The 20,439-nt window shown below is 68.0% G+C and carries 15 protein-coding genes; 6 read left to right on the forward strand and 9 right to left on the reverse strand.

Annotated elements, in window-relative coordinates; translation table 11 throughout:
* Window positions 1-25 precede the first annotated feature (25 nt).
* The 3 genes from F3J14_RS25100 to F3J14_RS25110 are packed head-to-tail and all read left to right on the forward strand — an operon-like array spanning window position 26 to window position 3,315.
* The gene (locus tag F3J14_RS25100; protein ID WP_166725278.1) at window positions 26-2,227 is read left to right on the forward strand and encodes an FUSC family protein; all 2,202 of its coding nucleotides are present in this window, start codon (window positions 26-28) and stop codon (window positions 2,225-2,227) included.
* Complete coding sequence (locus F3J14_RS25105) at window positions 2,224-2,427, forward strand: DUF1656 domain-containing protein (protein ID WP_059769419.1); 204 nt, start codon at window positions 2,224-2,226, stop codon at window positions 2,425-2,427. The genes F3J14_RS25100 and F3J14_RS25105 overlap by 4 nt, the downstream gene beginning before the upstream one ends.
* A gap of 12 nt (window positions 2,428-2,439) precedes the next feature.
* Window positions 2,440-3,315 (forward strand): HlyD family secretion protein, encoded by an 876-nt coding sequence (locus tag F3J14_RS25110; RefSeq protein WP_166725279.1) that lies wholly within the window; start codon window positions 2,440-2,442, stop codon window positions 3,313-3,315.
* A gap of 18 nt (window positions 3,316-3,333) precedes the next feature.
* On the opposite strand, the gene F3J14_RS25115 is transcribed toward F3J14_RS25110, so the two are convergent.
* The gene (locus F3J14_RS25115; RefSeq protein ID WP_166725280.1) at window positions 3,334-5,007 is read right to left on the reverse strand and encodes a methyl-accepting chemotaxis protein; all 1,674 of its coding nucleotides are present in this window, start codon (window positions 5,005-5,007) and stop codon (window positions 3,334-3,336) included.
* A 395-nt stretch (window positions 5,008-5,402) separates the two neighbouring features.
* Between F3J14_RS25115 and F3J14_RS25120 the strand changes: the two genes are divergently transcribed.
* Window positions 5,403-6,641, forward strand: coding sequence for an MFS transporter (locus tag F3J14_RS25120; protein WP_166725281.1), 1,239 nt, complete (start codon window positions 5,403-5,405; stop codon window positions 6,639-6,641).
* A 66-nt stretch (window positions 6,642-6,707) separates the two neighbouring features.
* Here F3J14_RS25120 and F3J14_RS25125 read toward each other — a convergent pair whose 3' ends face one another.
* Both F3J14_RS25125 and F3J14_RS25130 read right to left on the reverse strand, forming a co-directional pair.
* On the reverse strand, window positions 6,708-7,505 hold the full coding sequence (locus F3J14_RS25125) for a 5'-methylthioadenosine/adenosylhomocysteine nucleosidase (RefSeq protein WP_166725282.1): 798 nt from the start codon (window positions 7,503-7,505) through the stop codon (window positions 6,708-6,710).
* On the reverse strand, window positions 7,502-9,865 hold the full coding sequence (locus F3J14_RS25130) for a UvrD-helicase domain-containing protein (protein WP_166725283.1): 2,364 nt from the start codon (window positions 9,863-9,865) through the stop codon (window positions 7,502-7,504). The genes F3J14_RS25125 and F3J14_RS25130 overlap by 4 nt, the downstream gene beginning before the upstream one ends.
* A 272-nt stretch (window positions 9,866-10,137) precedes the next feature.
* On the opposite strand from F3J14_RS25130, the gene F3J14_RS25135 reads away from it, so the two are divergent.
* Together F3J14_RS25135 and galU are read left to right on the forward strand one after the other, a co-directional pair.
* Window positions 10,138-13,005, forward strand: a complete 2,868-nt coding sequence (locus F3J14_RS25135) for a valine--tRNA ligase (RefSeq protein WP_166725284.1) — start codon at window positions 10,138-10,140, stop codon at window positions 13,003-13,005.
* 87 nt (window positions 13,006-13,092) lie between these two features.
* Window positions 13,093-13,977, forward strand: coding sequence for a UTP--glucose-1-phosphate uridylyltransferase GalU (gene galU, locus F3J14_RS25140; RefSeq protein WP_166725285.1), 885 nt, complete (start codon window positions 13,093-13,095; stop codon window positions 13,975-13,977).
* Window positions 13,978-14,038: 61 nt separating this feature from the next.
* Here galU and F3J14_RS25145 read toward each other — a convergent pair whose 3' ends face one another.
* The 6 genes from F3J14_RS25145 to F3J14_RS25170 form a co-directional block, all read right to left on the reverse strand.
* Window positions 14,039-14,653, reverse strand: a complete 615-nt coding sequence (locus F3J14_RS25145; RefSeq protein WP_166725286.1) for a DUF4136 domain-containing protein — start codon at window positions 14,651-14,653, stop codon at window positions 14,039-14,041.
* 37 nt (window positions 14,654-14,690) lie between these two features.
* A complete protein-coding gene (locus F3J14_RS25150; protein WP_166725287.1) occupies window positions 14,691-17,078 on the reverse strand; it encodes a CHASE2 domain-containing protein in 2,388 nt (795 codons plus the stop codon).
* Between the two features lie 10 nt (window positions 17,079-17,088).
* On the reverse strand, window positions 17,089-18,450 hold the full coding sequence (locus F3J14_RS25155) for a FecR domain-containing protein (protein ID WP_166725288.1): 1,362 nt from the start codon (window positions 18,448-18,450) through the stop codon (window positions 17,089-17,091).
* The gene (locus F3J14_RS25160) at window positions 18,447-19,151 is read right to left on the reverse strand and encodes a response regulator transcription factor (protein ID WP_166725289.1); all 705 of its coding nucleotides are present in this window, start codon (window positions 19,149-19,151) and stop codon (window positions 18,447-18,449) included. The genes F3J14_RS25155 and F3J14_RS25160 overlap by 4 nt, the downstream gene beginning before the upstream one ends.
* 268 nt (window positions 19,152-19,419) lie before the next feature.
* Window positions 19,420-19,872, reverse strand: a complete 453-nt coding sequence (locus tag F3J14_RS25165) for a peptidase (RefSeq protein WP_166725290.1) — start codon at window positions 19,870-19,872, stop codon at window positions 19,420-19,422.
* A gap of 222 nt (window positions 19,873-20,094) precedes the next feature.
* The gene (locus F3J14_RS25170) at window positions 20,095-20,322 is read right to left on the reverse strand and encodes a sulfurtransferase TusA family protein (RefSeq protein ID WP_006753156.1); all 228 of its coding nucleotides are present in this window, start codon (window positions 20,320-20,322) and stop codon (window positions 20,095-20,097) included.
* Window positions 20,323-20,439 lie beyond the last annotated feature (117 nt).

Genomic DNA, 20,439 nt, shown 5'->3' on the forward strand with positions numbered 1-20,439 from the left:
TGCACGGTAACGCGGAGCGACCGCCATGTCAGCCTCCTCCTCCGCTTCCACGCACGCCGGCGGCCCGCTCGCGGCCTGGTACGCCGCGTTCGGCGACTGGGCCCGCAGCGACGGCGCCGCGTGGCTCTATCTGTTCAAGGCACTGCTCGCCGCGTTCATCGCGACCGGCGTGTCCATGCGGCTCGACCTGCCGGCGCCGAAGACGGCGATGACCACGGTATTCATCGTGATGCAGCCGCAAAGCGGCGCCGTGCTCGCGAAAAGCTTCTACCGGGTCGCCGGCACGATCTTCGGGCTGATCGCGACGCTCACGTTCGTCGGACTGTTCCCGCAGCAGCCGCAGTTGTTCCTGCTTGCGGTCGCGCTGTGGATCGCCCTGTGCACGGCCGGCGCCGCGCGCAACCGCAACTTCCGCAGCTACGGCTTCCTGCTCGCCGGCTATACGACCGCGCTGATCGGCCTGCCCGCGTCGCAGCATCCGGACGGCGCGTTCATGAGCGCCATGACGCGCGTGTCCGAGGTCATCATCGGGATCGTGTCGGCCGGCGTCGTCAGCGCGCTCGTGTTTCCGCAGTACACGGGCCAGCAGATGCGCACGACGGTACGCAAGCGCTTCGGCAGCTTCGTCGACTACGTCGCGGCGGCCCTGTCGGGCAAGCTCGACCGCGCGCACATCGAAACGATCCATACGCGCTTCGTCGCCGACGTGGTCGGTTTCGAGGCCGCGCGCAGCATGGCCGTGTTCGAGGATCCGGACACGCGGATGCGCAGCGGCCGCCTCGCGCGGCTGAACAGCGAGTTCATGAGCGTGTCGAGCCGCTTCCATGCGCTGCACCAGCTGATGAACCGGCTGCGCGCGGCCGGCGCGCAGGCCGCGATCGATGCGATCGAGCCGTACTTCCGCGAGATCGCGCCGCTCCTGACCCGCAATGGCGAACCCGTGCGCACGTCGACCGACGCGGCGCGCGCGGCCGAACAGCTGCTTGCATGGCGCGACGCGCTGCCGCGGCGTATCCGCGCCACGCGCGCGGCGCTCGAAACGCAGCCGGATTTTCCGCTGCTCGACTTCGACACGGCCGCCGAGCTGCTGTACCGCTTCATCACCGACCTGCACGAATACGCGGCAACCTATGCGTCGCTGTCGACCGCGACGCACGAGCGCGAACGCTGGATCGAGCGCTACGAGCCGCGCACCAACGTGACGGCGATGGTGATCGCCGCGATTCGCACCGCGACCGTGATCCTCGTGCTCGGCTGGTTCTGGATCGAGACCGCGTGGCCGAGCGGCGTGACGATGACGCTGACGGCGGCGGCCACCTGCGCGCTCGCGTCGTCGACGCCGCGCCCGACCGCGATGTCCGCGCAGATGGGCATCGGGACGGCCCTGGCCGTCTGTACGGGTTTCCTGCTGATGTTCGGCATCTACCCGCACATCGACGGCTTCCCGCTGCTGTGCGTGGCGCTCGCGCCGCTGCTCGCGATCGGCATCTACATGACGTTGAAGCCGAAGCTCGCGGGCTACGGGATGGGCTACCTGATCTTCTTCTGTTTCCTCGCCGGCCCGGACAACATCACGCACTACGACCCGACGAGCTTCATGAACGATGCGCTCGCGCTGGTGCTGTCGATGCTGGTCTCGGCGATCGCGTTCGCGGTGTTGTTCCCGCCGACCGCGCCATGGCTGAAGAAGCGGCTGTTCGCCGACCTGCGCCATCAGGTGGTCGCCGCGTGCCACGCCCGGCTGGCCGGATTGCGCACGCGCTTCGAGAGCGGCGCGCGCGATCTGATGTATCAGGCGCACACGCTGTCGGCCGACCAGCCCGACGTGCAGCGCGACGCGCTGCGCTGGATGTTCGCGGTGCTGGAAACGGGCAACGCGGTGCTCGACCTGCGCGCCGAGCTGGCGACGCTGCCGTCCGACCCGCGCCATGCGCCGACGACGCCGTGGCGACGCGCGATCGAGACGATGCGCACCGCGCTGTCCATGCTGTTCAGCAAGCCGAGCGCGAAGCGCTTCGACGCGACGCTCGCGGCGGTCAACGCCGCGATCGACGCAACCCGGCACACGCTCGATGCCGTCACGTCGTCGCGCGAGGAGCGCCACCGGCTGCAGCGCATCCTGAGCCATCTGCATTTCGTACGCACGGCGCTGCTCGATCCGGAATCGCCGCTCGAGCCGCTCAACCGCAACCGCCCCGTGCGTCCCCAACAAGGAGCCTCGTCATGATGCCGCGTGAAATCGCCATTCTCGATGCCTACATGCCCACGGTGGTCCTGATGTTCGTCCTGGGTGCGCTGGCGACCTGGGCCGTCGACCGCGTGCTCGCCTATACGGGCCTCTACCGTCTCGTCTGGCACCCGTCGTTGTTCCGCGCGTGCCTTCTCGTCTGCATTTGCGGCGGACTGAGTCTTGCCGTTTACCGTTGATTCCGAACCATCATGATTCTCAGAAAACTCTTCGGCTTCGTCGCGACCGCCGTCATCCTTCTCGTCGCGATCCTGATCGGGCGCTCGCTGTGGGTGCACTACATGGACGATCCCTGGACCCGCGACGGGCGCGTGCGCGCCGAGATCGTCAACGTCGCGCCGGACGTGTCGGGCGCGATCGTCGAGCTGCCCGTGCATGACAACCAGCTCGTGAAAAAGGGCGACCTGATCATGCAGATCGACCCGTCGCACTACCAGATCGCGGTCGAGCAGGCACAGGCGGCCGTCGCCGCCCGCCGCGCGGAACTGCAGATGCGCCGCGACGACGCGGCCCGTCGCGCCGACCTCGACGCGCTCGTCGTGTCGAAGGAAAACCGCGAGAACGCGGCGCACAGCGCATCGAGCGCCGATGCGCAGTACCAGCAGGCCATCGCCGCGCTCGACGCCGCGAAGCTCAATCTCGAACGCACGCGCGTGGTCGCGCCGGTCGATGGCTACGTCACGAACCTGCAGACGTTCAAGGGCAACTACGCGGTAGCCGGCCAGGCGAAGCTCGCGATCGTCGACAGCCACTCGTTCTGGGTCTACGGCTACTTCGAGGAAACCAAGCTGCCGCGCGTGAAGATCGGCGCCCCCGCCGAAATGCGGCTGATGAGCGGCGGCGTGATGAAAGGTCACGTCGAGAGCATCTCGCGCGGCATCTACGATCGCGACAACCCGCAAAGCCGCGACCTCGTCGCGGACGTGAACCCGACCTTCAACTGGGTGCGCCTCGCGCAACGCGTGCCGGTACGCATCCGGATCGACGAAGTGCCGGCCGACGTGGTGCTGTCGGCGGGCACGACCTGCACGGTCATCATCGACCCGGACAAGCAGAAGAAGTCGTAAGCGCCGGCGGCCGGGCGCTTACGCCACGATGCGAAAGCGTCCGACCAGCGACTTGAGCGCCTGAGCCTGCTCGTCGAGCGCATTCGCCGCGGCAGCCGCCTGTTCGACCAGCGCCGCGTTCTGCTGGGTGCCGGAATCCATCTGCATGACCGCGCGGCCGATCTCGTCGATCCCGGCGCTCTGCTCGTCCGACGCCGCGGAGATTTCGCCGATGATGTCGGTCACGCGCTTGACCGCCCGCACCACGTCGTCCATCGTGCGGCCCGCATCGTGCGCGAGCGCCGCGCCGTTCGCGACGCGCTCGACCGACGCGCCGATCAGCCCACGGATCTCCTTCGCCGCGCTCGCCGCGCGCTGCGCGAGCAGTCGCACCTCGCCCGCGACCACCGAAAAACCGCGCCCCTGCTCGCCCGCGCGCGCCGCCTCGACCGCCGCGTTCAACGCGAGGATGTTGGTCTGGAAGGCGATTCCCTCGATCGTGCCGATGATGTCGCGGATGTTCTTCGCGCTGTCGTCGATCTCGCTCATCGTCGCGACCACGCGCCCGACGACTTCGCCGCCGGCCTCCGCGACGGCCGATGCATTGGCCGCGAGCGCGCTCGCCTGCCGCGCGTTTTCGGCGTTCTGCCGCACGGTCGACGTGAGCTGCTCCATGCTGGCCGCGGTGCGCTCGAGCGCGACGGCCTGCTGCTCGGTGCGCCGCGACAGGTCGAGATTGCCGGTCGAGATCTCGCCGGACGCAGACGCGATCGCCTCGGCGCTCACAGCGATTTCGCCGACGGTCGCCGCGAGCCCGGTCTGCATGTCGGACAACGCACGCACCATGCTGTCGCGGTCGTGGCGGCCCAGCGGGATCGGCCGCGTGAGGTCGCCGCGCGCGATGTCGGCGGCGATCGCCTTCGCATCGGCGGGCTCGCCGCCGAGCTGCGACGCGAGGCGGCGCACGACCCGTTCGGCGATCACGATCGCCAGCACGAACAGCGCGGCCGTCATCGCCGCGATCATCGCGAACGACGACGAGAAAATCGTTGCGGACGCATCGAGCGTCGCCTTCGACTTCGCGCCGCGCGTCTTCACCAGCATGGCGACGAGCTTCTCGAGCTTACCGGTCTCGACCAGCAGCGACACGTCCTGCGTGCCGACCTGCCAGTTCATCTGCGACAGGTCGAGCGACTGCGCCTGCACGAGCGCGACGAAATCGCGCAGATGGCCGCTCCACGTGCCGACCGCCATCGAGAACGCGCGCAGTCGCGCGGAATCGTCCGCATCGGCCGGATCCGCGTAGCGCTGCAGCGTCACGAGCGCCTGGCCGATCGACGCGAGCCCGGCGCGAACCTCGGCGCCCAGGTCGTCGCGCTCCTTCGCGGTGGTCGCGGTCAGCAGCATCTTTTGCGCGCGGCTCGCACGCAGCACCTCGGCACGCACTTCCTCCGCCGCGCGGCTCGCGACGTGCCCCTGCTCGTAGACCGACGCGATCGACGCGTTCAGCCGGCTGATCTGCCACAGCGAAAACACGCCGATCGCGAGCGTGCCGGCCAGCAGGATCGCGAACGCCGCGCGCAACGTCGCCTTGACCGTCCAGGGCCGGCTTTCGCGCCGGGCTGCGCGCGGACGTCGTGTGGCGGGCCTGGTGGCTGCACCGGATGCGGCAGTGGCCGCACCCGGCCGCGGATGCAATGATGCTGCTTTCATCGATATATCCCCGTATTGATCACACCGCCGGACAGGTCGGGTCCGGCGGTCACCGTGATACCCGCCCGGCTCGTGGCCGGTGCGGGGCGCGGCGCGCCTCTGTTGCCGTTGCGTCGTTCTACGGCCGCCATCGCCATTCCTTGAGTCCGGACAAACACCGAGCCGAGCCCGGCGCGCCCGCGCTCACGGCGGACGCGCTGCCTGCGTTATACCCGGCCAAAAAAGGGCGCAATGGCCGATCATCCGGCGCGTGTCCCGCCGGCAATGTCCGAATCGCGACAAAAGTTGGCCTGACATTCTCGATACGCCACATTACACTTCTTTGACGCAACAACGATTCGAACGCGCCGATCCCCGTCAGAGCGCGTCCCGTCACCTCAACTCGCTCAGCTCACATGGAAACCAGCCTCGATACGGGTGCCGGCAACGCCGCCGCAGCCCAGCCGTCTGCTCCATCCGCGCCGCGCACCGTCTACCCGGTGCTCGGCGCGATCAGCTTCTCGCACATGCTCAACGACATGATCCAGTCGTTGATCCTCGCGATCTATCCGATGCTCAAGAGCCAGTTCGCGCTGTCGTTCGCGCAGATCGGCCTGATCACGCTGACCTACCAGATCACCGCGTCGCTGCTGCAGCCGCTCATCGGTCTCTATACGGACAAGCGGCCGAAGCCCTATTCGCTGCCGGTCGGGATGGGCTTCACGCTCGCGGGGCTGCTGCTGATGTCGGCCGCGCAGAACTTCCCGACGCTGCTGGTGGCGGCGGCCCTGGTCGGCTGCGGCTCGTCGGTGTTCCATCCGGAATCGTCGCGGGTCGCGCGGATGGCGTCGGGGGGCCAGCACGGGCTCGCGCAGTCGCTGTTCCAGGTCGGCGGCAACGCCGGCTCGGCGCTCGGGCCGCTGCTCGCCGCGCTGGTGATCATCCCGCACGGCCAGCACAGCATCGCGTGGTTCTCGGCGGCCGCGCTCGTCGCGATGGTCGTGCTCACGCAGATCGGCCACTGGTACAAGAAGCATCCGTCGATGAAGAAGAAAGCCGCGGCGGCCGGCCATCCGACGCTGTCGCCGCGCCGCGTGCTCGCCGCGATCGGCGTGCTGGTGCTGCTGGTGTTCTCGAAGTACTTCTACCTCGCGAGCATCAACAGCTATTTCACGTTCTACCTGATCGACAAGTTCCACCTGTCGGTGCAGGCCGCGCAGATCCACCTGTTCGTGTTCCTCGCGGCCGTGGCGGCCGGCACGCTGATCGGCGGGCCGGTCGGCGACCGGATCGGCCGCAAGTACGTGATCTGGGTGTCGATCCTCGGCGTCGCGCCGTTCACGCTGCTGCTGCCGTATGCGAACCTGTTCTGGACGAGCGTGCTGAGCGTGATCATCGGCATCGTGCTGGCGTCGGCGTTCGCCGCGATCCTCGTCTATGCGACGGAACTGATGCCCGGCAAGGTCGGGATGGTCGCGGGCTTGTTCTTCGGCTTCGCGTTCGGCCTGGGCGGCGTGGGCGCCGCCGTGCTCGGCCAACTCGCGGACGCGACGAGCATCACGTTCGTCTACAAGGTGTGCTCGTTCCTGCCGCTGATCGGCGTGCTGACGGTGTTCCTGCCGAACCTCGAAAGCGCTCGCCGCAAGAAGGCGTGACGAGCCGGCCGCGGCATGCGTGCCGCGGCCGGTCGACCGGCTTGAAGGGAAACGACAACGGCGGCTTCAGGCCGCCGTTGTCGCATGCAGCGTCAGGAAACGCTTGAGGATGCCGGACGAATAGCTGCTCGCGATCGCCGACAGGAAGTGCGAGAACGACTGCGTCGCGTGGTCGTCGGCCGTATCGGAGATCGTGCGCACGAGGGCGAACGGCACGTCGTGTTCGGCGCACACCTGCGCGATCGCCGCGCCTTCCATCTCGACCGCAAGCGCGTCGGGCAGCGCGTCGCGCAGCGCGACGACCTCGTGCTCGCTCGACACGAAGCGGTCGCCGCTGATGATCAGCCCGCCGTGCAGCGACGCGCCGGCCAGCCCGAAACGCTCGGCGAACTGCGCGCCCTCCTCGGCGACGAACAGCGTGCACGCGGCCTTCAGGCGGGCCGTCAGTTCCAGGTCGGTCGCGAACCGCGTGATGCCGAGCAGCGGCACCTCGTAGCGCGGAAACAGCGGCGACGCATCGAGGTCGTGCTGCAGCAGCGTGTCGGCTACGACGACGTCGCCGACGCGCACCGTGCGCGACACGCCGCCGGCGACGCCAGTGAACACGACGCCGGACACGCCGAACACATGGATCAGCGCACTGACCGTCGCGGCGGCCGCGACCTTGCCGACCCGCGCGAGCGTGACGACGCAGGCCGCGCCGTGCACGGTGCCGAGGTGGTAGTCGCGGCGGCCGAGCGTGATCGTCTTCATCACGCCCTCGGCGCGCATCTCGGCGATCAGGTCGCCGAGCTCCTCGGGCAGCGCGGCCAGAATGCCGAGCGGGCGGGTCGAAACCATTTCAACCATGTCGATACTCATCATTCCACCGCCTGCAGTTTCGCGACCGCCAGCGCGAGCCACTTCTCGCCGTGCCGCTTGAACTTCACCTGCGCCTTCGCATCGGCGCCGTTGCCTTCGAGCGCGGTGACCGTGCCCTCGCCGAACTTGGTATGGAATACCTGCTGGCCGACGCGAAAGCCCGTGTCGGCCGCGCGCTGCTTGTTCGCGAACGCCGGCAGCGGCGCGGAAACCGCCGCGTCGACGACCTGCTCGCGACTGCCGCCGCCCGGCCGCGAGAACCAGTCGCGCCCCCAGCCGGCATTGTCCGAGCGGCCGCCCCAGCGCGAGCCCGCCTCGACCTTCGGCGTCAGCCACTTCAGCACGTGCTCCGGCAATTCGTCGAAGAAGCGCGAGCGCACGTTGTAGCGCGTCTGGCCGTGCAGCATCCGGCTCTGCGCGAACGACAGGTAGAGCCGCTCCTTCGCGCGCGTGATCGCGACGTACATCAGCCGGCGCTCTTCCTCGAGGCCGTCCGATTCGAGCACGCTGTTCTCGTGCGGGAACAGCCCTTCCTCGAGGCCGGTGATGAACACGGCCGAAAATTCGAGGCCCTTCGCCGCGTGCACCGTCATCAGCTGAACGGCGTCCTGGCCGGCCTGCGCCTGGTTGTCGCCGGCTTCGAGCGATGCGTGCGACAGGAAGCCCGCGAGCGGCGTCATCGTGTCGGGGTTTTGCGCGGGGTCATCGAGCGGCGCCGGATCCAGCACGTCGACCGACGGATCGTTCGCGTCCACGCCGAGCTCCGGCGCCGCGATCGCCCCCGCGCGCAGCGGGATCGAGCGGGCCGGCGCGTCGAGCCCGTAGCCTTCCTCGCTGACGAACGCGGTGGCCGCGTTCACGAGTTCCTGCAAGTTCTCGAGGCGGTCCTGGCCTTCGCGCTCGCCCTGGTAGAAATCGGCGAGGCCGCTCGCGCGCACGACGTACTCGACCGTCTCGGGCAGGCTCATCTGCTGCGTCTCGGCGCGCATCTTCGCGATCAGCGTCGCGAACCCGCCGAGACTCGTGCCGGCCTTGCCGGTCACGTACGGAATCGCGGCGGCCATCGAGCAGTCGTACAGGCGCGCGGCATCCGCGAGCTGCTCGATGGAGCGCGCGCCGATCCCGCGCGTCGGGAAGTTCACGACGCGGGCGAACGCGGTGTCGTCGTTCGGGTTGTCGATCAGGCGCAGGTACGCGAGCGCATGCTTCACTTCCTGGCGCTCGAAGAAGCGCAGGCCGCCGTACACGCGATACGGGATGCCCGAGGTCATCAGCGTGTGCTCGATCGCGCGCGATTGCGCGTTGCTGCGATACAGGACCGCGACTTCGCTGCGCGACATCCCGGTGTTGATCAGCGAGCGGATCTCCTCAATGATCCAGCCGGCTTCCTGCGCATCGGTGCTCGCCTCGTACACGCGCACGGGCTCGCCATGGCCGGCGTCGGTGCGCAGGTTCTTGCCGAGGCGGTGCGCGTTGTTCGAGATCAGCTGGTTCGCCGCGTCGAGGATGTTGCCGTGCGACCGGTAGTTCTGCTCGAGCTTGATCAGGTTGCGCACGCGGAATTCGTCTTCGAAGTCGCGCATGTTGCCGACGTTCGCGCCGCGGAACGCGTAGATCGACTGGTCGTCGTCGCCGACCGCGAAGATCGCGTTCTCGCCGCCCGCGAGCATCTTCAGCCACGCGTACTGCAGCTTGTTGGTGTCCTGGAACTCGTCGACGAGGATGTGCCTGAAGCGTGCCTGGTAGTGCGCGCGCAGCGGCGCGTTGTACGCGAGCAGCTCGTAGCAGCGCAGCAGCAGCTCGGGGAAGTCGACGACGCCTTCGCGCTGGCACTGCTGGTCGTACGCCTGGTACAGCTCGACGAACTTGCGGTTGAAGTTGTCGGTTGCGTCGACCTTGTCGGGACGCAGCCCCTGCTCCTTCGCGTTGTTGATGAAGTACTGGACATTCTTCGGCGGGTACTTCTCGTCGTCGACATTCGCCGCCTTCATCAGCCGCTTGATCGCGGACAACTGGTCGGCCGTGTCGAGGATCTGGAAGGTCTGCGGCAGGCCGGCGTCGCGCCAGTGGGTGCGCAGCATCCGGTTACACAGCCCGTGGAACGTGCCGATCCACATCCCGCGCGTGTCGATCGGCATCATCGCCGACAGGCGCGCCATCATCTCGCGCGCGGCCTTGTTCGTGAAGGTGACGGCAAGCACGGTGGGCGGCGACGCGTAGCCCTGCTGGATCAGCCACGCGATGCGGGTGATCAGCACGCGGGTCTTGCCGCTGCCCGCCCCCGCGAGGATCAGCGCCGGTTCGTTCGGCAACGTGACGGCGGCGTATTGTTCAGGGTTCAGATTGGCGAGCAAATCGGGCATGGAGCGGCAGCGGGCGTGCGAGAGAAATGCGGACCCGACATTATAAGTCGGCGGCGGAGCTTGCTCCCCGTGATCGAACAACCAGCAGCGCCTGTCGCAACTTGCGCCTATTTGAGAGCTGCAACAAGCGGGCAGAAGTCGATGCATCGATACCCCTTGACTCCCCGCCGATATTGATGGACCGATATCAGTGACTGACCATCAATATCGATGCATCTATAATTGTCGGATTCGGCATCCAGTTCACACGCATTTTTCGGCAGATTTTCACTATGAGCGACAGCACGCTTGCGAAGAGTTTCGAACCCCACACCATCGAGTCCCAATGGGGGCCGGAGTGGGAAAAACGCGGCTATGCCGCCCCGGCCTTCGACCCGGCGCGCCCCGATTTCGCGATCCAGCTGCCGCCGCCGAACGTCACCGGCACGCTGCACATGGGCCACGCGTTCAACCAGACGATCATGGACGGCCTCGCGCGCTACCACCGGATGCTCGGCGAGAACACGCTGTGGGTGCCCGGCACCGACCACGCGGGGATCGCGACCCAGATCGTCGTCGAGCGCCAGCTCGATGCGCAGGGCGTGTCGCGCCATGACCTCGGCCGCGAGAAGTTCGTCGAGCGCGTGTGGGAGTGGAAGCAGCAGTCCGGCTCGACGATCACCGGCCAGGTGCGCCGCCTCGGCGCGTCGACCGACTGGTCGCGTGAATATTTCACGATGGACGACAAGATGTCGGCCGCCGTGCGCGACGTGTTCGTCACGCTCTTCGAACAGGGCCTGATCTACCGCGGCAAGCGCCTCGTCAACTGGGATCCGGTGCTGCTCACCGCGGTGTCGGATCTCGAAGTCGCGAGCGAAGAGGAAAACGGCCACCTGTGGCACATCCGCTACCCGCTCGTCGACGGTTCGGGCTCGCTGACCGTCGCGACGACGCGTCCCGAGACGATGCTCGGCGACGTCGCGCTGATGGTCCACCCGGAAGACGAGCGCTACGCGCACCTGATCGGCAAGCGGGTCACGCTGCCGCTGACGGGCCGCGAGATCCCGGTGATCGCCGACGACTACGTCGACCGCGAGTTCGGCACGGGCGTCGTGAAGGTCACGCCCGCGCACGACTTCAACGACTACCAGGTCGGCCTGCGCCACAACCTCGCGCCGATCGAGATCCTGACGCTCGACGCGAAGATCAACGACAACGGCCCCGAGCAGTATCGCGGCCTCGACCGCTTCGACGCACGCAAGGCGATCGTCGCCGACCTCGACGCGCAAGGCTTCCTCGACTCCGTGAAGCCGCACAAGCTGATGGTGCCGCGCGGCGACCGCACGGGCGTCGTGATCGAGCCGATGCTGACCGACCAGTGGTTCGTCGCGATGACGAAGGCCGCGCCGGAAGGCACGTTCAACCCGGGCAAGTCGATCACCGAAACGTCGCTCGACGTCGTGCGCAACGGCCAGATCAAGTTCGTGCCGGAAAACTGGACGACCACCTACTACCAGTGGCTCGAGAACATCCAGGACTGGTGCATCTCGCGCCAGCTGTGGTGGGGTCACCAGATTCCCGCGTGGTACGGCGAGAACGGCGAGGTGTTCGTCGCGCGCAACGAGGAAGAGGCGCGCGCGCAGGCCGCCGCGAAGGGCTATGCCGGCGCGCTCAAGCGCGACGAGGACGTGCTGGACACGTGGTTCTCGTCGGCGCTCGTGCCCTTCTCGTCGCTCGGCTGGCCGAACGAAACGCCTGAACTGGAGCACTTCCTGCCGTCGTCGGTGCTCGTCACGGGCTTCGACATCATCTTCTTCTGGGTCGCCCGGATGGTGATGATGACCACGCACTTCACCGGCAAGGTGCCGTTCCACACCGTGTACGTGCACGGCCTCGTGCGCGACGCGGAAGGCCAGAAGATGTCGAAGAGCAAGGGCAACACGCTCGACCCGATCGACATCGTCGACGGCATCGACCTCGAAACGCTGGTCGCGAAGCGCACGACGGGCCTGATGAACCCGAAGCAGGCCGCCACCATCGAGAAAAAGACGCGCAAGGAATTCCCGGACGGCATCGCCGCGTTCGGCACCGATGCGCTGCGCTTCACGATGGCGTCGATGGCGACGCTCGGCCGCAACGTGAACTTCGATCTCGCGCGCTGCGAAGGCTATCGCAACTTCTGCAACAAGCTGTGGAACGCGACGCGCTTCGTGCTGATGAACTGCGAAGGCCACGACTGCGGCAACGACAAGCCGGAAGTGTGCGGCGCGGGCGACTGCGGCCCCGGCGGCTACCTCGACTTCTCGGCGGCCGACCGCTGGATCGTGTCGCTGCTGCAGCGCACCGAGGCCGACATCGCGAAGGGCTTCGCCGATTACCGCTTCGACAACATCGCGACCAGCATCTACAAGTTCGTGTGGGACGAGTACTGCGACTGGTACCTCGAACTCGCGAAGGTGCAGATCCAGAACGGCACGCCGGAACAGCAGCGCGCGACGCGCCGCACGCTGCTGCGCGTGCTCGAAACGGTGCTGCGCCTCGCGCACCCGATCATCCCGTTCATCACCGAGGCGCTCTGGCAGAAGGTCGCGCCGCTCGCCGGCCGTTATCCGCAAGGCAAGGCCGAGGGCGAAGCATCGCTAATGACGCAGGCGTATCCGGTCGCGAACCTGCAGAAGATCGACGAGGCGTCCGAGCAATGGGCGGCCGACCTGAAGGCGATCGTCGACGCGTGCCGCAACCTGCGCGGCGAGATGAACCTGTCGCCGGCGACCAAGGTGCCGCTGCTCGCGGCAGGCGACGCCGAGCGCCTGCGATCGTTCGCGCCGTACGTCCAGGCCCTCGCCCGCCTGTCGGAAGTCCAGATCCTCGCGGACGAAGCGACGCTCGACAAGGAAGCGCACGGCGCGCCGATCGCGATCGTGGGCCCGAACAAGCTGGTACTGAAGGTGGAGATCGACGTCGCGGCCGAACGCGAGCGCCTGTCGAAGGAAATCGCGCGCCTGACGGGCGAGATCGCGAAGTGCAACGCGAAGCTCGGCAACGAGGCATTCGTCGCGAAAGCGCCTCCGGCCGTGGTCGAACAGGAGCAAAAGCGCGTCGCCGAGTTCGGTAGTACGCTGGAAAAACTGCGTGCCCAGCTCGATCGGTTGCCTGCGTAACAAACGGTAAGGTCGTTTGCGTTCACTATAATCGGAACGTGAACATAGACCGTCTGACAAGTCGATTACAGGAATAAAGGTTCGATCATGTTGAAAGTCACCAAGGCGGTATTCCCCGTTGCCGGTCTCGGCACGCGGTTCCTCCCTGCAACGAAGGCGAGCCCGAAGGAAATGCTGCCGGTCGTCGACAAGCCGCTGATCCAGTACGCCGTCGAGGAAGCGATCGCCGCGGGCATCACCGAGATGATCTTCGTGACCGGGCGCAGCAAGCGCGCGATCGAGGACCACTTCGACAAGTCGTACGAGGTCGAGGCCGAACTCGAGGCGCGCGGCAAGGAAAAGCTGCTCGAACTCGTGCGCAGCATCAAGCCGAGCCACGTCGACTGCTTCTACGTGCGCCAGCCGGAAGCGCTCGGCCTCGGCCATGCGGTGCTGTGCGCGGAAAAGCTCGTGGCTGACAACCCGTTCGCGGTGATCCTCGCCGACGACCTGCTCGACGGCAACCCGCCCGTGATGAAGCAGATGGTCGACGTGTTCGACCACTATCACAGCTCGGTGATCGGCGTGGAAGAGATTCCCCCGTCGGAGACGAAGTCGTACGGGATCATCGATGGCAAGGAGTGGGAAGAGTCGATCGTCAAGATGTCGGCGATCGTCGAAAAGCCCGCGCCGGAAGTCGCGCCGTCGAACCTCGGCGTGGTCGGCCGCTACATCCTGAAGCCGCGGATCTTCGAACACCTGCGCGCGCTGAAGCCGGGCGCGGGCGGCGAGCTGCAGCTCACCGACGCGATCCAGGCGCTGCTCGCCGACGAACAGGTGCTGGCCTACAAGTACCAGGGCACGCGCTACGACTGCGGCAGCAAGCTCGGCTACCTGAAGGCGACGGTCGAATTCGCGCTGCGCCACCCGGAAGTCGGCACCGAGTTCGACGCGTACCTGCGCACGCGCGGCAACGGGCAACCGGCCGCCTGAACGCGGCACGGGCCGGCCTCGCCTACCCGGCGGGCCCCGCCCTCACCTCACGGCCGGCGCGTCAGCGCGTCGCGGCCGGCTTCACCGAGACGACGCCCGGCATTGCGCCCGCGTCGTCTTTTTTCGTCTTCACGAGCCAGCCGTCACCCTGCTCGAACGGCAGCTTCGCGAGCGCGCTCCTCACGAGCGTCGGCGCAGCCTGCTGCGTGCCCGCATCGCGATCGCGCAGCGACGCCGACACGCGATAGACGTCCGCGCCCGAGTTCGCGTCGACGAAACGCAGCGTCAGCACGTGGCGGTACACCTTGCCCGCGAACGGCAGCGCGAACGGCGCCGGCCCGTCGACGGTCACGCAGGCGCTGCTCGCGGCGCCGCACTGGTCGGCCGTCGCCGCGACCGACGCCGGCTGCGTCGCATACGCGATCGACAGCCGGTAGCGCGCATCCTTCGCGGCTTGCGCATCGAAGCCGCGATGCGCAAGCTCGTCGCGCACGAGCGTCTCGATCCGCCGGTATTCGGCATCGTCGGCCTGAGCGGCCGTGCGGACGACATCGTAGCCGTGCGCACCGGACGCGAACGCATTCGGCTGTCCGAGCGCGCTCACGCCGGTCGTGACGCCGGCGCAACCCGTCAACAGCGACGCCGCCAATGCGGTCGCTGCCCATTCCTTTCTCATGACTTCCCCCAAATGCCTGCCGTCGTGCCCGGCCCTGTCAGGCGGACGGCTCGTCGATCGCGGGCAGCGACACCGTCACCGCGGTGCCGACACCCACTTCGCTGTCGACCGTCACGCTGCCGCCGTGGCGCGTGACGACCGTCTTCACGAATGCCATGCCGAGCCCGGAACCCGAGATTTCGGGCCGCTCGCCGGCATGGAACCGCTTGAAACGCTCGAACAGATGCCGCTGATCTTCCGGCGCGATGCCGTACCCCTGATCGCGAATCGTACAGAACATCCGCCTCGATGCGTGCTCGATCGTCAGCGTACACGTGATCACCGTGTCGGACGGACTGTATTTGACCGCGTTGTTCAGCACGTTGACGAACGCGCGCGTGATCAGCGAGCGGTCGGCGCGCGTCCAGCACATGTCGGTGCCGACATCGGTATCGATGCGGATGCGCTTCGCCTGCGCCTGCGGCCAGACTTCGTCGCTCGCGTCGATCAGCACGTCGACGAGGCTCGTTGGTTCGAGCTGGTACGCCTGCGACTCCGCGCGCGCCAGTTGCACGAACTCGTCGGCGAGCGACAGCGCGCGATGCGCATACCGCTCGATCCGCGCGAGCAGCGTGCGCGTCGCGTCGGTCTCGACGCGTTCGCGCTCGATCTCGACGAGCGCGAGGATCGACGACTGCGGCGAGCGCATGTCGTGCGACAGCAGGTGCAGCGCCTCCTCGCGCTGCCGCTCGGCCGCATGCAGCTCGGTCACGTCGACGAGGCCCGCGATCCAGCCCGTCACGCGGCCCTGCGCGTTCGTACATGCCGCGTAGCGTAACAGATGGTCGAGCCCGTCGCGGTCGCGCACCTCGATGCCGCGCGCCATCGCGTCGTGTTCGGCCTCGAGCGTCGGGTCGAGCGCGGCCGGCCAGTGTTCGCGGATCGTGACGTCGTGTTCGACGTTGCCGTCGACGGTCTTCATGAAGGTCAGCTCGCCGAGCGCGGCGCGCAGCGGCCGCCCTTCCGGCATCGGCAGCGCGAGCCGCGACCCGTAGCGCTTCGCCGCATGGTTCGCGATCAGCACGGTGCCGGCCAGGTCGGTGACGAAGATCGGCTCCGGCATGCTGTCGAGGCTGTCCCACACGAAGCGCTTCATGTCCTGCACGCGCTGCGCGGCCTGCGCCATCAGCGCCATCTGACGCTCGAGCACGTCGCCGCCGACGCTGCGCGTGCGCGGCGCCTCGGGCAGCAGGTGCGGCTCGTCGGCCAGCCGCTGCAGCTCGCGGCGCAGGTACGACATCGTCATTTCCAGGCGCCGCCAGTTCCAGATCGGGTACACGGCGATCAGCCCGAAGATCGCGGGCGCGGGCGACAGCCACACGCGCGCCTCGAACAATAGCGCCAGGCTCGCGACGACAGCCGCCGCGGCCAGGCTCAGCGTCAGCAGCAGGCCGCGCCACGGTGACAGCATCAGGAAACCGGCCAGCAGCACCGCGAGCGGCAGCAGCGACGCGACGAACAGCCCCGTGCGCGACACGGGCAGGATGGCGCTGCCGGTCGTCAGCATGTCGAGCACGTTCGCATGGATGTACACGCCGGCGAGCGGGCCGAACTCGCCCGACACCGGTGTCGCGAAGCGGTCGTAGAGGCCCGAAGCGGTCACGCCGACGACGACGATCTTGCCGCGCAGCGCGTCGGGTTTCACGCGCCCTTCGAGCACGTCGTCGAACGACAGCGTCGGATACGCGGGTGTGTTGCGGCTGAACGGGATCAGGTAGCGGCCCTCACCTGTCAGGTCGCGCGACAGGTCGTGCGCAGTCGCGCCGGGCGCCCCGCCGACCGGATGCAGCCGGCCGGCCTCGATCGCGCGGTAGACGGGCACCATCAGTTGCGGCCAGCGCACGCGTCCGTCGCTTTCGAACAGCGCGACGCTGCGCACGATGCCGTCGGGATCGACTTCGAGATTGATGTGGCCGAGCCCGGTCGCGCGGGCCGCAAGCTCGGCCACCGGCGGATCGACGGTGCGCGTGCCGTCCGCCTGCTCGGGGCTCAGCAGCACGGGCAGGAAGGTCGGCACATGGGCCATCGCGTCCGCGAACGCGCGATCCTCGGGCGACTGCTCGGTAAACAGCACGTCGTAGACGACGGCGGCCGGCTGCGCACGCGCCAGCGTGTCGAGCAGCCGCGCATGCACGCTGCGCGGCCACGGCCAGCGGCCGAGTGCGGACACGCTCTGGTTGTCGATGTCGACGACGACGACGTCGGGCGACAGCGGCAGGCTGCGCAGCATCAACAGCCGGTCGTAGATCAGCCCGTCGACGCTCGACGACAGCCGGCCGATCGCGCACGCGAGAATCACCGCGATCCCGAGACAGCCGATCGCGATCCACTCGATCAGGAAGCGGCGGCCGAGGCGCCGCCGCGGGGAAACGGAGTCGGTTTTCATGTGCCGCGGATCAGCGCGACAACGTGAACGCGCTGACCGGACTCGTCTTCTGGTAGAACTTGCCGCCTTCGAACTCCTCGACCGTCACGGCCCAGTAGTAGTCGCCGGGCGGCAGGTGCGCGACGGTGATCTTGCGCGCCTGCAGGCCGACCTGGTCGACGACCGGCGCGCTCAGATCCTTCGAACGCGACAGCACGAACCGGTAGCGCGCATCCTTGCCCGAGCCGTTCGGCGACCAGCGGAACTCGTAGCCGCCGGCGCCGGGCGACGCGCTCGCGTCGAGCCCCATCTGGCGTCGCTCGAACGCATAGGTGCGCGGCATGCCTTCGAGGCCGTTGGTGTCGATCGCGGCGACCCGCACGAAATACGTGCCGTTCGGCACGTCGCGAAACACCGCACTCGGCGTATCGGTGCGCGTTTCGCGGAACAGGTCGAGCATTCCCGCGTCGTGCGCGAGTTGCAGGCGGTAGGCGTGCGCATCGGCGAGCGGCGCGATGTCGAACGCGACGTCAGGCTCGTCCTGCACCTTGTCCGGATGCGCGAGCGCCGGTGCGGGCAGCAGCTGGACGGGCGCGCCGATCGCGCCGGACGACGTCGCGACGCTGCCGAAGTTCGCATGCACGAGCGTCGGGTCGGCCGGTTGCCGCTTGCCCGCGACACCGACGGTGCCGTCGAGCACTTCGACGCGCGTCGCCGCGTTGCCGGCGGCGTCGTAGTTCACGCGAAACCGCGTGCCGCGCACGCCGGCCACGACCGACGGCGAGCGGATCTGGAAGCGGTCGTCGCGTTTCTTCAAATGCGTGACTTCGCTGTCGACCGAGCCGCGCGTGAGCTCGAACTCGCGGTCGAGCGTGCCGGTCAGCACGGTGCGGCGCAGCGTCTTCAGGTCGAGCTGGCTGTCCGGCGGCAGGCTCATGTGCGTGCCGTCGGCGAGCTCGATCGTCACGAAACCGTTCGCGCCGGTGCGCACGCGGTCGCCCTCGTTGAGCGTCGCATCGTTCGCGAGCGGCGCGTAGGCGTCGCCGGACGCGCGCTCGGCCGCACCCTGCACCGCGACCACGCGCGCGGACAGCGTTTCCTTGCGTAGCCGCGCGACCGGCAGCTTCAGCGCGATGCCGGGCTGCAGGTGCTTCGGGGCGGGCACGCCGTTGATCTGTTGCAGCAGTTGCCAGTCGTCCGGGCCCTGCAGGTAGCGCGCGGCGACGTCGTACAGCGTGTCGCCGGCTTGCGTGCGGTAGACGACCATCTTGCCGGCGGCAGCCGGCGGCCGCGCGGCGGCCTGCTGTGCCGCGCACGCAAGCGCGACCGCACACGCCGCGCGCAGGGCCGCCGCGCGCAGGCTGGCCGTGCGCTGCGTGATGCGCGCGGTCACTCCGGCTCTCCCTGGCCGACCCGCTCGAGCCGGTAGCCGTAGCCGTAGATCGGCGCGAGGCGATAGCCGTTTTCCGGCCGCAGGCCGAGCTTCGTGCGCAGCATCGAGATGTGCGTGTCCATCGTGCGCGACGGAATGTCAGTCGCCTGCTTCCACACGAGATCGAGAATGTGCGCGCGCGACAGTGGCCGGTCGAGATGCTGGAACAGCAGCAGCGCGAGCTCGAATTCCTTCTGCGTGAGGCTCACGGCCTTGTCGCCGACATAGGCCTGCTTCAGGTTCACGTCGAAGCGGAACTGGTCGAACTCGCGAACGGTCGCCTCCGCGTTGACCGGATACGCGCGGCGCAGCAGCGAGCCGATGCGCGCGCGCAGGATCGGGCCCGACACGGGCTTGACCACGTAATCGTCGGCGCCGGCGTTGAGGATCTGTGTGATCCCCGCCTCGTCGTCGCGGCTCGTCATGAAGATGATCGGCAGGCTGTGCTCCGCCTGGTTCGCACGCACCCACTTGAGCACTTCCTCGCCGGACATGTCGGGCACGTTCCAGTCGAGCACGAGCAGATCGAACGTCTCGCGCTGCAGACGTTTCTTCAGAGCCTTGCCTTCCTTGAACGCATAGCACGTGTGGCCGGCGGCCGTCAGCGTTTGACTGACGAAATCCGTCTGGGCCGGATCGTCATCCAGTACAGCAATTCTCATAGCACCCCGCAAATCGAAATCGATTCGTCCAGTTCAGCTTCCCGCGCTCACCCCGCCGCGCCGCACACGGGCGCGGCTTCCGACACCGGCCGGCGAGCCGTCGTTTGCCGCGCGCGCACCCTGCGCGACACGGCGCCCCGGCAAAATATCTCAAAAACAGGGCACGGACGAACCGGCGATTTCATCATAGTAGTATGAAATTCGCCAAGAAATTGCGCGGACTACGGTCCTTTATTCGAATAATCCTTCCCGTCACGCGATTGCGCGCCTAGTCGGCGCCCGCCTGGCCGGCCATCGGCTCGGCAAAATCGTCGGTCGGCACACGCCGCCGCCGCGCGAGCGACGGCTGCTCCGGCTGCCGCAGCATCGGCTGCCCCAGCATCCGCTCCAGCTGGCCGCGCACGCGCTCCCACGCCGGCGCCGCATAGTCGGGCTGGCTCGCCGCCCACGCCTGCGCGAGATCGAACACGCGCTCGACCGTCGCACCGCAATACGTGAGGCCCGCGCCGCCGTCCTGCGCGGCGTCGCGCAGCCGTTCGTCGAGCGATTCGGCCAGCCACGGCATCTCGGCCGCCGCCGAATCGGCATAGGCCTCCAGCGCGGCACGCGCGTGGCGATCCTGTTGCGGGTCGAGCTCGATCCGGCTCAACCCCGCCGCGCGTGCGGGCGCGATGCGTTCCGCTGCGGACGGACTTCGAATGGTCCCTGGTCTGAAGGACATGTCCTCTCCCCGTTTGTACGACGGTAGCGTCAGGCATGGCCCCCGTGCCCGCCTCGTATGACGTACCGTGGCCGGCGCATCCATCCGAGACGGACGACCGGCCGGGTCAGTATACGCAGCCGGTCGTGCGACGAGGTTTAAGAATTGTCAGAGGCTTCGAAGGCGCGGTCGGCAACGGGCGCTGCCCGGCCGGGTGCCGCGAGAGGCGCGTGATGCGGGCCGTCAGCGGCGGCGCATCAGGAATACGAAGGTCTTGTCCTGGGTCGTCACTTCGACGATCTCGTTGCCCGTCTGCTTCGCGAACGCGGCGAAATCGCGTTGCGAGCCCGGATCGGTCGCGAGCACCTTGAGGATCTGCCCGCTCTCCATATCGGCGAGCGCTTTCTTGGCGCGCAGGATCGGCAACGGGCAATTAAGCCCGCGGGCGTCCACTTCCTTGTGAATCTGCATCGGCTGTCGACCTTCGAATGACGCGCCACACGGGCGCGGGAGGAAGCGGCGATTTTACCGCAGCGCGGCCGGGCCTGCCCGCGCGGCCCAGGCCCGGCCATGCGGCCCGGCACGGCC

The organism is Burkholderia sp. Tr-862 (genome assembly GCF_011753085.1).
In the GTDB taxonomy this organism is placed as follows: domain Bacteria; phylum Pseudomonadota; class Gammaproteobacteria; order Burkholderiales; family Burkholderiaceae; genus Burkholderia; species Burkholderia ambifaria.